The following is an 11,312-nucleotide window of genomic DNA, read 5'->3' as shown; positions in this document are numbered from 1 at the left end:
CTACAGGAACGGCTGGATCGTATGGTGCAAGCGTAGGAGCCGGATGATGGGAAACTATCAAGTCCGGTTCCGTGGGAGGGGTAGAGGACAATCCCACCGGGAACCCTCGCCCCTACCCGACGGTGTCGAGAATTTCGAGGAAATCTCGATCCGCCACTCAAAGTTTGCCGCCAATCGCTTCGCCCATGAAGCCGCGCCTGCACTTGAAAACTTCGCTGATTCCTCCGCCAGCGGCTTCATCCGGGGCATTCGCGCTGCGCGCGAGCGTATTGTCGCCCGCACCGACGAAGATCGCCAGACATTCCTGCGCGGTCAGGGTTTTTCCAAGGCCGAAACCGGCAAGATCATCGCCACCGTGCTGGCCGAAGAAGGTCATCCGCCTGCCAGCATTTTCGACTTTGTCCAGGGCATCACCGCCCATGCCCGGTCCAAATCCAATCAGGACAGCCGTCTCGACGTTGAGACGAAGGGACGCAGGCTTCTCGAACGGGCGCATTGACCCCGGCTGGCCCCGGCACCGCGTCGCCCAATCTCCCATTCGCACATCAGTGACGGTCGTTGAAAGGCGACAATCACGCTCGCCCTTGAAAGGACGCCATCATGCGGACCTCGTCCCAGCATTCGCTCCAAAGCTTTCGCGTCGATATCCACTTCTTCAGCGGAAACGACCTCTATGCCTGTGAAACCTACCGGATCGATGCGCCAGACTGGTATCGTGCCGAGCAGCAGGCGCTGCAATTGTCGGGCGAGAGCGCTTACGACAATGGTCGGGTGCCCGATCTTCGGCGCACGGCGACATCATCGCTGGCCTGACCGTGCGTCTACCGCGCCATGTCGCCGCGCAGACACATCTCCTACACCATATATTTCAGGAGTTTTCCTATGCCTTCCTCTGCAAAGCGCGGCCTTGCCTCGCTATTGGCGGGATCGTCGATGCCGGCCCGCACCCATCCTGAATTGCGCAGCCGACCTGCAGAACAGTCGCCTACGCCCGCAATTGGCGTGATCGGCAAATATCAGCTGCTTTCCACCGCGCATCTTTCGATGAACACGGCGCTGTTGCTTGATAGCTGGTGCAATGGCCACGCCCATGAAGCGCCAACCACGGTGGCGCGCAACGCCCATGGCTGGTTTCTGTCGACCCGCTCTATGTCAGCCGATTGCGAGCGCGCCCTGCCTGCCGATCTGATGGCTGCCATCCTCTTTGCGCGGCGGCGCGGCATCGATCTGCTGCATTTCGACTGCGATGGCCCAACGCTGCCGCAATTGCTCGTGCATGACTGGTGAACATGAAGCGCGCCGACGGCAAATCGCTTTGCACAGATCGGCCTGGCAGCGGCGGATTTTCGATCGGAGGGGAGGGGGACGTTGAGAAGGGGCGGAAAATGACCGCCTGTCCAAGGAGACATAGATCATGGCGTTACCTCTTACGATCACCCCACAGGTGGGCGCGTCCCTCATCACGCGCGTCACGCGTCTGTTCAATGGTACGATCCACGATGTGCTGAACGAGCTGCTGCAAAACAGCCGCCGCGCTGGCGCCAGCGCTGTAACTCTGGATCTTGAAGGCTCCGATGGTGCCCCTATCCTTGTCGTGAGTGATGACGGTTCGGGCATCGATGACCCGGTTGCGCTGCTGACTCTTGGCTATTCAGGCTGGAATGATGCAGTTGCCCACCGCGAGGATCCGGCCGGCATGGGCATGTTCAGTCTTGCAGGACGTCATGTTGAAGTACGATCCTGGTCGCGCAGCGCGGGCAGGGGCTGGATGGTCGAGATCCCCGAACAAGGCTGGCAGAGCCCAGAGCCGCTCGCGATCCAGCCCTGCGTCATAACCGGCGGTACGCAGTTGCGCATCGCCTTGCCGGACGCATGGACCAAGAATTTGCTTGCCGCCGCCCGCAACGCCGCACGCTATTTTCCGCTGCCGGTAACTTTGTCGGGCACGCCTCTGCCACGCGAGGATTTCCTCGCCGAGGCTGTTCGGGTCGAAACCTGGCAGGGCTGCCGCATCGGCATTTTCAGCTGGCGCGGCTACCAGCCGGTCGACATGGCCCGCATTAATTTTCACGGTGTCACCGTGCCTTGCGATTTGCCGTTCGTGTCGGAGGTGGGCAAAATCGACAAATGGTGCGTGAAGGTCGACATTATCGACGCGCCCGATCTGCAACTGGTTCTGCCTACGCGCAAGGAAATGGTCCGTAATGCAGGGCTCGACGCGCTCAAGATCGCTGCAGAAGCCGCTATCTATCGGATGATCTGCGACAGTGGCGACCATCGACTGGGCTTTACGGAATGGAAGCGCGCCAGGGCATTGGGCATCATGCTACCGCATGCAGCGCCCTGGCTTCCATGCTGGGCGCCGATGACCGCCGACAGCATGGGGTGCGATCAGGGCGAACCCATATCGTCGCCTGATATGCTGGTCGTGCCCGCATTGGAGATAGACCTTCAGCAAGGCGCTGCGCCGATATTGAATGCGCCGGACAAGCTCGGCATGCGCACGGTGCGGATCGCGCCGGAATTTTCCGGCTATGACTGGTATGACAGGCTGCCCCGCCTGCAGACTCTTGCCTTTGTGATCGAACAAAATGGTCTCGAACATATGTATGAGGCCGACACCGAACTAGATCCGTCCTGCACATCGGGACGGGCCGACGCAATCACGCTCGAACTGGGGATCGCCAGTTGCGCATTGCCTGGTGCGACGCTTACGAAGCGATGCTTCCCGCTTGAACTGCTGGTGTGTCGCAATGAAGGCTATGATCTCGAGGATGCGATCATCCTTATTGGGAGCAATGCCGTCGTTTCACCCGATGATCTGGCCTGGCAAATGGAGCAGAGCCTTTTTAGGGCATCGGATGGCAGCGATTGCGACAGCTGGGAAACCCAGCAGGACAATTTTCAGCGAAGCGCGCGTAACTACGCCTATGCGTTGCTGCTGAGCGAGGAGGAGGCTCTGCTGCGGCAAATCCGCGACAGGCTTACCGACAAGGTGCAATGGCTGATACCGCCGGACCGCACTCTCACGGTTACAGCGACCCGTACGGGCGTCGAACTGACATTGGAACCGGCGCCATGACGCCTTCGCACCCTCCAAAAATTCCTGCTCTGGGGAGGCTTGATATGCGACGATCCGCGATGTTTACCCTGTCCACCATGCATATTCCGCTCGCCGAGCGACAGAAGATCGAAAAGCTGATCAGGGCAGCGCCGCGCGATGATGACGGCCGATTGCATGTCGCGCATAATGATCTGGTTATCGAACCCCATCTCTACGGATTCTTCGTTCATTGCGGCATCGCGGCCTGCCAGGCCGCCGATCCGCCGGACATCTCGCCTCAACTCTGGGCGTTGCTTTCGGCAGCCAATGCGGACGGAGCGTCCTGGCTGCTGTTCGACCGGGATGAACCACCATCCTCTTGCTGGCCGACGTTCGATGCAGGTTGAGGGAGCACTTCGCCTCTCGTCACCTGCTTGTCAGCATTCTGTCGAGCGCGGCTCTTGCAGAATTATATCATAAAATGATATCTAGGTCGGAAAGGAGTATGACTATGCCATCCAGCTTCACCTTAGGAACCCATTTCGAGGGCTTCATCAAGCAACAGGTGAACACCGGTCGTTATGCATCGGCCAGTGAGGTCATTCGCGACAGCCTGCGTCTGCTAGAGGAGCAGGACGCCATGCGACAGGCGCGGCTTGAGGCGCTACGCGCCGAGATCGATCTGGGTGCGAGCAGCGGGACTGGCATACCTGCGGAGCAAGCCTTCGCAAATGCAAGGGCACGCATTGCTGACATCGCCGCTGCCAACAAGGAGCAGTGATGCATCTTTCGTTTTCACCGGCAGCCGACGCTGATCTGACAGATATTGCCAGTTTCATTGCCCGGGATAATGTTGATCGGGCGTTGACATTCATCGATGAACTCCAAGCGGCTTGCACAAAGCTTCTCGATTTTCCTGGCTCTGGCACGGTGCGTTCCGAGCTTCGCCCGGATCTGCGGTCCAGAGTATATGGCAGTTATGTGATTTTCTACACGCTTGTGCCGGGGAGTGTCCGCATTGAACGCATTCTCCACGGTGCCCGGGATGTGAGCACTATCCTGTCGTAAGACTGATGTGGCATCGCCCGGTCGTGGCGGCCGGTGCTCGCGCATTAAGCTGGACCGACTTCCTTCCTGTCAGGAGTCGAACCGTCATGCCGCATTGATGATGCTGGCTGGTTAGTCATCGGCGCAAAAAGCCCCTGATGGAGAAGTCCCAATGTCCAACACCGATGCTGCGGCATCGCTATCGCCGCGTCGCCAGCGACTGTCCTCGTTCGAAAACTCTTACGCCGTCGCCTTGCAACGCCAGCGGCAGACCGGCGTCAGCCAGTTCATCCTTCGCACGGCGAACCCTCTGCAGCCCTTTCGCACGACCAGTCGTGCGCCCAGGTTTCAGGAATATATTGTCGCGCTGGTCGCTTGAACAGAAATGGGCTGCGATCAGTCCTCCCAAAAACCGCGCTTGCGTCCATGCTGTGCCTGGAGTGCTGCTACATAGGTTTCATGGTCGGGATGATTGCCATAATCATCGATTCTGCGGGCAAGATGCGCGCAGCTTTCCAGATGGCGGGCGGCATGCGGATAGCGTTTGACCCGCGCCCGCTCCAGCGCGAAATCGACCATCGTGCGAAGCGCCAATGTGGCCGCCAGCGGATGGCGGCTTTCCAGTGCTTCGGCAGCATGGTTGAGAAGTTCATAAGGATCGCCATCCAGTTCGTCAGCGCGCGCCAGCATCATAGCTGCCGCGCCCTCGATATCAGGCCAGGCGAGCAGGAAATGCAGGGCGTGGGATAAGGACGGGAAGGCGCGGACATGGGCCAGCGCCTTCTTCTCCGCGTCGAGATCATCAAAATCGGGCAGGCGTTTGAGATAGGCCCGCAGATATTGGGCGTCGAGCGCCGTGACGAACCTATCCCATCGTTCGGCCTGCGCCTCGTCGGTGCGGCCCAGGGAATCGAGGATAGCAATCCGCACCCGGTCCCAATCCGGCCAGTGGCCATCTTTCTGCCTTACGGCCTGCGCGTGCTCGATAGCCGCCATCGCCTCGTCCGTCCGGCCCGCGTCGCCCAAGCGCTCGGCGATCGCCGCGGCGATGGCGGGATTGTCGCGCTGTTCGACGGGATATTGGGCTATGAAAGCATCCACATCACCCAACGCATCGGCAATCTCCAGCAGCGCGGTCTGGACTGTGCGGGCGTGACGCCGGATCTCCATATCATCCTCGTAGATGGCGCCCCCTGATCCATAGCCGATCATAGGTCGTTCAGCTTGCGTCTGTTGCTTTGACGGGCTGCTTGCCATCGCCTCAAACTTGCCTTGGAGCAGTAGCAGTCCCGGCTTCCCGAGAACCGGCGCCATCAGCGTGATGAGCGCGTCGAACTGGCCATAGCCATTGTCGCACACGCTATCGAACACTCTGTCTGCCAGCCGTGCAGTTGGCAGTTTTGCTGCCGCAGCCAGTGGCACAAGGTCAGGCAATGCGGTAGCAAATATCGAACCGATCTGACCGCTGCTATCATCGCAGCGATCAAATACCGGTCTTGCCAGCGCAACCAGTTTCCAGAGCAGATCCAATGCAGTTGCCGGATCATGGGGTGCGACATGATCCATAATTGCTCGCCGCTGTGCCTCTATGTCCGCTGCCAGCAGCTTGACCTTGTGCCAGTCGACAAAGGCTTTCGCTTTGGCGATGGTCGCAATTCGTTTGCCGATTTGGTCGGCAACGTCCCCGCTGCCACTGACGCTGGCCAGCTCCAGCCGCAACCGTCGTTTGGCCTGCGCGTCCCTCGTCACAAGCTCCAGCAGCAATTGCGCCAGGCGCTGCGCGCCCAGCGCTTCGAGGTTGGTCTGATTGAGGGTTTTGGATGAGGCCATGGGCCATTTTTGTCTTGCTGGGACGAGGGACGTCAAGCGTGGAATGATATTGGGACTGGGAATGGGCGGCTGCCCGCGCGGTGCGCGGGCACCGGGCTGGCGGGCTGGCGCCCCAAGCCCCGCTGCGCGGGTCTTGGCCCTGACGGGCGCGCATCCCTGCCGCGTGGGGCGGGGGTATGCGTGGAAAGGAAGCGCGGCGCGGCGTGAAGAATGGGGGCATAGGCGAATGGCAGTGGGTCGCCCCTACCAATGGCGCAGGGGGCGAGGGCAGGATCAGAGGAGAGGAGGATCTGGAAAGATTGTCGCCGGAAATGGGTTTCGAGCGACGATCTGGAAAGGTTAAGTCAATGAACATCGGAGAAGTTCGTATCGTCAATGGTCGTCTGGAAGGCCGTGTCGCCACCCGCACCATCGATCTCCCCCGCATCGGCCTGCGCAAAGTCGATAGCCAGAATCCGCGTGCGCCGGTCTATGAAATCCTCGCGCTTAACGTCGCGCGGCGCTGGGTGCAGGTCGGTGCGCTGTGGGAAGCGGTGGCCAAAAAGTCGGGCGAAATATTCCTCGCCGGCAATATCGATGATCCCAGCCTGCCTGAACCGCTGCCGGTTGCCTTTTTCCCGACCGACAATGGCGGCTATTCGATCGCCTGGCGGCGCGACACGCTGCGCTCGGACTTTGGTGGCACTGGCTTTGGCGCGGCCAATTATGACCGGATGGGTGGCGGTGACGCTGGCTATGATCGGGCAGAAGAGAGCGGCTTTGGCGCTAGCACCGCTGGCATGGACGGGTCGCTGGCCGGTGCCGACGCGGGGTTCGACAGGCAAGCCGACTTTGAACGGCTGAACGGCTGATCATCCGCACTGTGGCCGGGGAAGCATTCGCTTCTCCGGCCATTTTTTTGTCATGCCATCACCCAGGAGACAATCCATGTCCCAGGATAATGCCCGCAGCGTCGACAGCTTTGCTGATCTTAAAACGCTTTATGCCGCCATCACCGCCAGTCCCGATTTTCAGCGGGCCTTTGGCGATCCGATCCCGCTCAGCATCATCGAGCCGGGCGAAAGCCCAAGCGAACATGACATGCCCGAACCGCTTGCTGCGCAGGCCGAATGCGGCGCCGTCATTGCCACCATCTTCGACCTGTTTTCTGGTACGCGGCTCGAACCGCTTGCCGCCGAAATCGCCTGGGGGTTCGTCAACAGCTTCCATTTCGTGGCGTCCAGACTAGAGCGGCGCGAGGACGCGCTGGTCGATGAACTACGCGACATGCTGCGGCGGCCCGATCTTTCCGAAGTCTTCAACAGCGAACTGGAAGAACGGCAGTTGCTGTGCCAATCGACCACCGAGCAGCGCGAAGCGATCGAATGTATGCGCGACTATGCCGCCCATATGTATAGCGCTCAGTCGGGCTGGCCCTGGTCGCCCTCCCGGGGGACGCGGGCGTCGCCTGCATCCAGCGCCACCCAGATCGCGGTGCAGGATTTCATGCGCGCCCGCGATCTGGCTGCGCGCGAGCGCTATCTGCCCAAAGGCCCGATTGTGGTCGCCTCCGGCCATGCCGACTGGCATGACTGGCAACCGATATGGGACCGGCTCGATCTGGTGCGCAAGCGGGTGCCGCACATGACATTGGTGACAACAGCCCAGCGCAAGGGGTTCGACGCGATCGTCGCGGCCTGGGCCGGTGACCGCGGCGTGCCGCTGGTCGCTTACACCCTGGCGGGGTCCGGTCGCAAAGCCCCGTTCCTGCGCAACCGCAAGATGGTGGAACTGAAACCTGTCGAAGCGGTGCTGGGCGAAGGATCAGGCATTCAGGCCAATCTCTACCAGGCGCTGCGCAAGGCGGGCATTCCAATCCATGCCTTCCGCAAGGCGGATCAGGCCCCGGCTGAGGCCGTGGGCAGGCCTGGCGCTATGCGCCGGCGCAGCGCCGCTGCCTGATCGTCCAATCTACTAAACCGGGGACGGCGCATGAGCGACCGTCCCCATTTTTTGGGGAGGCCAATATGGCGATACCAGATCATCACAGCCGTAATTTTCAAACGCTGCTGCGGGCAGCGGAAGACGGCAATCTTGCGCTGATGGAATGTACCGATTCCGTGACGGGCGAACCAAAATATGTTCTGTGCGCGGTTGGACGGGATGGAGAGGCTTATATTATGACGCCTTTCGGGCATCTGTGTGAAGGCGATCCCTACCTCGCCTATGTGCCACCGGGAAATCCTGAAACACTCTGATCGCAGATCTGCGCGCGTGGCGGGCAGGCGTCTACGGCGAGTGTCGGGGCATTGCTCGCAAGTGAGCGACTGCAAGCTTGCGGCCCCAGGATAGGAGCGGAGGAGGGGGGATGTGGCGCGATGACAGGATCATCGCGTAGCTATGAAGGAGCCTGCGCATGGAAGAAGGATCAGAACGGGGCGATGCGTCGGTGTCGCCTGTAGAGGTAGACGACATCATGGCCAGATGGGCGCGTCGGGAGGCGCAGGAGGCGCAGCTTCTGCCGGTGAACAAGACCAATATTTTCGCAATATTGGCGGCTGCTGGCATGGCCATGGTGCTGATCCGTTTCGATGGATCGGGCGATAGCGGCCAGATCGAAGAGATGGAAGCGCGCGATGCACAGGGCATCAGCCTTCCGATAACCGATACGCCGGTGAACATGCTGGTCCTGCCTTGGGGCGAGCATATCCCCAAATCCGAAACGGTCCCGCTGGGCCAGGCCCTGGAAAATATCACCTATCATTTACTGGGTTCAGCCCATCCGGGCTGGGAAAATGGAGACGGGGCCTTTGGTGAATTTACCTTCGATGTTGCCGCAGGAACGATCCGGCTCGACCATTATGACCGCTACACCGCCACGGAAGAATTTACCCACCATTTCTAAAGGAGCGCGTCATGGGACATTGCTATCATCATGCGCTTTCGAGCATACGCAAATGGGGCGGTGAGGCGGAAGATTTCCTGCCGCTTCATCAATGGTTCGACGAGCCGTCCAAACTCATCATCGCTGACTATCGCCACCGAAGCCTGCGCCATCATGCCGAAGGCATTTTCATGGCGGAGCATTTTTTCGGACCAACGATCACCCTTTCGACGGGCCGCATTGTTCCCGTGCGCCTGATTGCCGAACAGCATGTAATCGAGGATCTGGGATTTATTCCTTCCTTTGCCGACTGGGTTCGCGCCATCAAGCCCGAACCATGGATGGGACGAGCGCAGCCTATCCATAGCCTGGTCGATCCCTTTGCTATCACCGCGGCGGCGGCCTGAACTTTGGCATATTTAGGCGCGATGCCCTGAAGAGTTCATGTTCAAACGGGGTTTGCTGATGGCGTAATATCGCCAGGTCATCCCAGGACCCATCCCCGAATCAGGGGCATCGAGCCCCAGATTCGGGAGCCTCCTCTCTTCTCTCAACTCTTTTTAGTGTGGCACGGGGTCAGCACCGGCCTCAAGGACGGCGGGGCCCCACCATTTTTTCCGGCGGGTCTGACGTGTGTCTGTCGATCCAGCCTGAGTGGCCGCCAGAAAAAATCGTGACCCCCACCGCCGCTGCGCGGTCGGGCTACGCCCGATCCTTGACCCCGCTGCTCGGAGCCCGTGCCGAAGAGAAAATCTCAAACTGTAAAGAGGAGGTTTTCATGACAAGGATTTTCCGTACCGTCCGTTCCTTCCCCGAAATTGCCGACCTGCTGGCGCTCGAAACCGGGCAGGTGTCCGACCGCTTCAGCCAGGCTTTTACCGAGACGATCGACGGTTTCCGCATGGGGCATGCCGAGGAGGAGAGCGATGCCGGGATGCCCGATCCCTGGCAGGTGCAGCAGGCGACCGAACTGATGATCTGCACTCTTTTTGACGTCCTGCGAGACACAAGGCTTGAAAGCATGGCCGGACGGATCGCCTGGGGGATCGTGCACAGCTTCCACAAGGTTGCAGGACAGCTCGATGGCGAGGCTGACAAGGCAGCGCTCAAGGTCCGGGATCTGATCCGCGATGCCGACGGCAGCGAGGTGCTGATGGCGCAGCTGGAGGAAGCGCAAACCATCTGCCAGTCCCTCGACGAGGCGCGCGATGCGGTGGCCTGCATGCGCGACCATGCCGCAGGAAGTTATCATAACGAAACCGGGCGACCCTGGTCTTCACCGCGGGGATCGCTGGTGTCGAGCAAGCGCACAGCTTCGGTGGTTGCCGCCCAGGACTTCCTGGCCGCCCGCAGGGAGAAAAAGGCTGCAAGTCATTCCCCAAAGGGACCGATCGTCATATTCTCCGGTGGGCAAGTCTGGGAGGATCATGACCAGATCACCACGACCCTTGATGCGATCCGTGAGCGCATTCCGACAATGGTGCTGGCGACGAGCGCGCAGGACAAGGGATGCGATGCGATCGCGGCATCCTGGGCGGCACGCAGCGGTACACCACTCATTGCGTTCACCCTCAACCGCAAGCTGGGACAAAGGGCCGGATTCGCCCGCAATGAGCAACTCATGGCGCTGCAGCCGGTCGAGGCGGTGGTGTGCGAAGGCTCAGGGCTTCAGTCCCATCTGGCACGATTGGTGAGGGCGAAGGGGGTGCCGGCGCACTTCTTCCGGTTGGCAGATCAGCGGAGCGGCGCAGCAGGGCAGCGTCACAGCGCGTCCTGACGGGAAGGGGTGAGGAGGATCGGTTCGGGTTTGCCGGACCGGTCCTCCTGTTTTTACTGTTGGGATATGTCGCCCCGCTCAGGGACCCGCAAGGGGTCCGTCGCGGAGCGATGCGGTGTCGCCCTTTGGGCGACCCCGGCCTCCTGCGCGCGGCTCCGCCGTGCTCGTCGCAGGGACGCCCTGCGGGCGCGGATCGGGTTGTTGGTTATGTGCGATTGTGGCAGCCGGCAGGGCCTTGAGCGTAGCGACAGATGCTGCGCCACCCGCGCGGATCGCGTTGGTGAGAATGTCGCGTAATTCGCGTTCAGTCAACAACTCGATCGGCAGTTCGGAGACGATAGCGGCATATCTGCCGCGCAAAGCGCGGCGGGTCTGGTCGATCTCCTGCGCGACTTTCTTCTGTCGCGCTTCAAGGTCAGCGAGGCGTTCGCGTTCAGTCATTCTGGGCATGGCATCTTCCTGTCAGATGGCCTGCCCGCCACCTGTTTCTTATCGATGGAGTGCATCATGATCGCAATGGAAATGTTGCAGCCGGGGTGCCTTTGCCTCTGGCGCGATGTACCGCGGGCAAGGACAGAAACCCCTGCGGGGAGCCCCGCGCCTTCCGGCACGAGGCAGCGCAGCGGCAAGCGCGCTGCGAGGTAAGGACGCACGGCACGAGGCCGTTTTGTAATGCACCGTACGCACGGGTGCTGCGAACGCGAACCGCCCTGATTTCCGTAGCTTATGTCTGTCACACCGGTCGGACAGTT

15 protein-coding genes and 1 pseudogene are annotated in these 11,312 nt (G+C 60.7%); 14 read left to right on the top strand and 2 right to left on the bottom strand.

All coding sequences use genetic code 11. The features are described from left to right. The 8 genes and pseudogenes from D0Z70_RS19825 to D0Z70_RS19790 all read left to right on the top strand — a co-directional run. Window positions 1-499 (top strand): annotated as a pseudogene (locus D0Z70_RS19825) (hypothetical protein); the annotation flags it as partial. Between the two features lie 101 nt (window positions 500-600). After that, window positions 601-813, top strand: coding sequence for a hypothetical protein (locus D0Z70_RS19820; RefSeq protein WP_119749441.1), 213 nt, complete (start codon window positions 601-603; stop codon window positions 811-813). 69 nt (window positions 814-882) lie between these two features. After that, window positions 883-1,287, top strand: a complete 405-nt coding sequence (locus tag D0Z70_RS19815; RefSeq protein ID WP_130754526.1) for a DUF5983 family protein — start codon at window positions 883-885, stop codon at window positions 1,285-1,287. Between the two features lie 127 nt (window positions 1,288-1,414). Then, a complete protein-coding gene (locus D0Z70_RS19810; protein WP_130754528.1) occupies window positions 1,415-3,082 on the top strand; it encodes a sensor histidine kinase in 1,668 nt (555 codons plus the stop codon). A 44-nt stretch (window positions 3,083-3,126) separates the two neighbouring features. Next, window positions 3,127-3,450 carry a DUF5983 family protein gene (locus D0Z70_RS19805; RefSeq protein ID WP_130754530.1) on the top strand — a complete coding sequence of 108 codons (324 nt, stop codon included), beginning with the start codon at window positions 3,127-3,129 and terminating at the stop codon, window positions 3,448-3,450. A 104-nt stretch (window positions 3,451-3,554) separates the two neighbouring features. Continuing rightward, a complete protein-coding gene (locus D0Z70_RS19800; protein ID WP_043150469.1) occupies window positions 3,555-3,824 on the top strand; it encodes a type II toxin-antitoxin system ParD family antitoxin in 270 nt (89 codons plus the stop codon). Beyond that, window positions 3,824-4,111: a type II toxin-antitoxin system RelE/ParE family toxin gene (locus D0Z70_RS19795; protein ID WP_119749433.1), complete on the top strand. Its 288-nt coding sequence runs from the start codon at window positions 3,824-3,826 to the stop codon at window positions 4,109-4,111. Before D0Z70_RS19800 ends, D0Z70_RS19795 begins: the two co-directional genes overlap by 1 nt. Before the next feature lie 151 nt (window positions 4,112-4,262). Next, a complete protein-coding gene (locus tag D0Z70_RS19790) occupies window positions 4,263-4,469 on the top strand; it encodes a hypothetical protein (RefSeq protein ID WP_119749430.1) in 207 nt (68 codons plus the stop codon). Window positions 4,470-4,486: 17 nt separating this feature from the next. Here the strand turns inward: D0Z70_RS19790 and D0Z70_RS19785 are convergent, their stop codons facing one another. Continuing rightward, the gene (locus D0Z70_RS19785) at window positions 4,487-5,920 is read right to left on the bottom strand and encodes a DUF6880 family protein (protein ID WP_119749428.1); all 1,434 of its coding nucleotides are present in this window, start codon (window positions 5,918-5,920) and stop codon (window positions 4,487-4,489) included. Window positions 5,921-6,267: 347 nt separating this feature from the next. Between D0Z70_RS19785 and D0Z70_RS19780 the strand changes: the two genes are divergently transcribed. The 6 genes from D0Z70_RS19780 to D0Z70_RS19755 all read left to right on the top strand — a co-directional run bounded on the left by D0Z70_RS19780 (window position 6,268) and on the right by D0Z70_RS19755 (window position 10,560). Continuing rightward, the gene (locus tag D0Z70_RS19780; RefSeq protein ID WP_119749426.1) at window positions 6,268-6,771 is read left to right on the top strand and encodes a DUF736 domain-containing protein; all 504 of its coding nucleotides are present in this window, start codon (window positions 6,268-6,270) and stop codon (window positions 6,769-6,771) included. A 76-nt stretch (window positions 6,772-6,847) separates the two neighbouring features. Further along, on the top strand, window positions 6,848-7,861 hold the full coding sequence (locus D0Z70_RS19775; protein WP_119749424.1) for a DUF2493 domain-containing protein: 1,014 nt from the start codon (window positions 6,848-6,850) through the stop codon (window positions 7,859-7,861). A 65-nt stretch (window positions 7,862-7,926) separates the two neighbouring features. After that, window positions 7,927-8,157, top strand: coding sequence for a DUF6117 family protein (locus tag D0Z70_RS19770; protein WP_119749422.1), 231 nt, complete (start codon window positions 7,927-7,929; stop codon window positions 8,155-8,157). 158 nt (window positions 8,158-8,315) lie between these two features. Next, a complete protein-coding gene (locus tag D0Z70_RS19765; protein WP_119749420.1) occupies window positions 8,316-8,804 on the top strand; it encodes a DUF6878 family protein in 489 nt (162 codons plus the stop codon). A gap of 11 nt (window positions 8,805-8,815) precedes the next feature. After that, complete coding sequence (locus D0Z70_RS19760) at window positions 8,816-9,190, top strand: DUF6915 family protein (RefSeq protein WP_119749418.1); 375 nt, start codon at window positions 8,816-8,818, stop codon at window positions 9,188-9,190. A gap of 371 nt (window positions 9,191-9,561) precedes the next feature. Further along, window positions 9,562-10,560, top strand: a complete 999-nt coding sequence (locus D0Z70_RS19755; RefSeq protein WP_119749416.1) for a DUF2493 domain-containing protein — start codon at window positions 9,562-9,564, stop codon at window positions 10,558-10,560. 78 nt (window positions 10,561-10,638) lie between these two features. On the opposite strand, the gene D0Z70_RS25520 is transcribed toward D0Z70_RS19755, so the two are convergent. Continuing rightward, a complete protein-coding gene (locus D0Z70_RS25520) occupies window positions 10,639-11,010 on the bottom strand; it encodes a hypothetical protein (RefSeq protein WP_239019041.1) in 372 nt (123 codons plus the stop codon). Window positions 11,011-11,312 lie beyond the last annotated feature (302 nt).

It is taken from the genome of Sphingobium terrigena, from assembly GCF_003591655.1.
Lineage (GTDB): Bacteria > Pseudomonadota > Alphaproteobacteria > Sphingomonadales > Sphingomonadaceae > Sphingobium > Sphingobium terrigena.
The sequence above is the reverse complement of the archived record's forward strand: the minus strand, read 5'-3'. Positions and strand labels throughout refer to the sequence as shown.

Coding starts and splice junctions, on each gene's coding strand:
- D0Z70_RS19820 (WP_119749441.1), top strand. CDS start 601: ATGCGGACCTCGTCCCAGCATTCGCTCCAAAGCTTTCGCGTCGATATC.
- D0Z70_RS19815 (WP_130754526.1), top strand. CDS start 883: ATGCCTTCCTCTGCAAAGCGCGGCCTTGCCTCGCTATTGGCGGGATCG.
- D0Z70_RS19810 (WP_130754528.1), top strand. CDS start 1,415: ATGGCGTTACCTCTTACGATCACCCCACAGGTGGGCGCGTCCCTCATC.
- D0Z70_RS19805 (WP_130754530.1), top strand. CDS start 3,127: ATGCGACGATCCGCGATGTTTACCCTGTCCACCATGCATATTCCGCTC.
- D0Z70_RS19800 (WP_043150469.1), top strand. CDS start 3,555: ATGCCATCCAGCTTCACCTTAGGAACCCATTTCGAGGGCTTCATCAAG.
- D0Z70_RS19795 (WP_119749433.1), top strand. CDS start 3,824: ATGCATCTTTCGTTTTCACCGGCAGCCGACGCTGATCTGACAGATATT.
- D0Z70_RS19790 (WP_119749430.1), top strand. CDS start 4,263: ATGTCCAACACCGATGCTGCGGCATCGCTATCGCCGCGTCGCCAGCGA.
- D0Z70_RS19785 (WP_119749428.1), bottom strand. CDS start 5,920: ATGGCCTCATCCAAAACCCTCAATCAGACCAACCTCGAAGCGCTGGGC.
- D0Z70_RS19780 (WP_119749426.1), top strand. CDS start 6,268: ATGAACATCGGAGAAGTTCGTATCGTCAATGGTCGTCTGGAAGGCCGT.
- D0Z70_RS19775 (WP_119749424.1), top strand. CDS start 6,848: ATGTCCCAGGATAATGCCCGCAGCGTCGACAGCTTTGCTGATCTTAAA.
- D0Z70_RS19770 (WP_119749422.1), top strand. CDS start 7,927: ATGGCGATACCAGATCATCACAGCCGTAATTTTCAAACGCTGCTGCGG.
- D0Z70_RS19765 (WP_119749420.1), top strand. CDS start 8,316: ATGGAAGAAGGATCAGAACGGGGCGATGCGTCGGTGTCGCCTGTAGAG.
- D0Z70_RS19760 (WP_119749418.1), top strand. CDS start 8,816: ATGGGACATTGCTATCATCATGCGCTTTCGAGCATACGCAAATGGGGC.
- D0Z70_RS19755 (WP_119749416.1), top strand. CDS start 9,562: ATGACAAGGATTTTCCGTACCGTCCGTTCCTTCCCCGAAATTGCCGAC.
- D0Z70_RS25520 (WP_239019041.1), bottom strand. CDS start 11,010: ATGCCCAGAATGACTGAACGCGAACGCCTCGCTGACCTTGAAGCGCGA.